The following is a 232-nucleotide window of genomic DNA, read 5'->3' on the forward strand; positions in this document are numbered from 1 at the left end:
TCCACGGGCACGCGCCTACGCGCCAGCAGCGGGCGCAGCGACCCGACATGGACGAAGTAGCCGTGCGTCAGCACGATCGCGCGAGGAGGCATCTCTCCGTAAAGGGATGTCGCGGCCTCGGCGATGACGTCCGCACACCCGACGACGCCGGCGTCGGTCCGCGGCCATTCGCTTGTGCCAGGCTCGCCGATCCTCACGACGTTCGCTATCAGCGTTCGCACGGCGTGCACAT

The 232-nt window shown here is 68.5% G+C and carries 1 pseudogene; it reads right to left on the minus strand.

Annotation, left to right across the window (positions count from 1 at the left end):
• A pseudogene (locus KVT38_RS34330) lies at positions 1-232 on the minus strand (MBL fold metallo-hydrolase); the annotation flags it as partial.

Source organism: Cohnella sp. GbtcB17, assembly GCF_019091135.1.
Taxonomy (GTDB): Bacteria; Bacillota; Bacilli; order Paenibacillales; family Paenibacillaceae; genus Cohnella.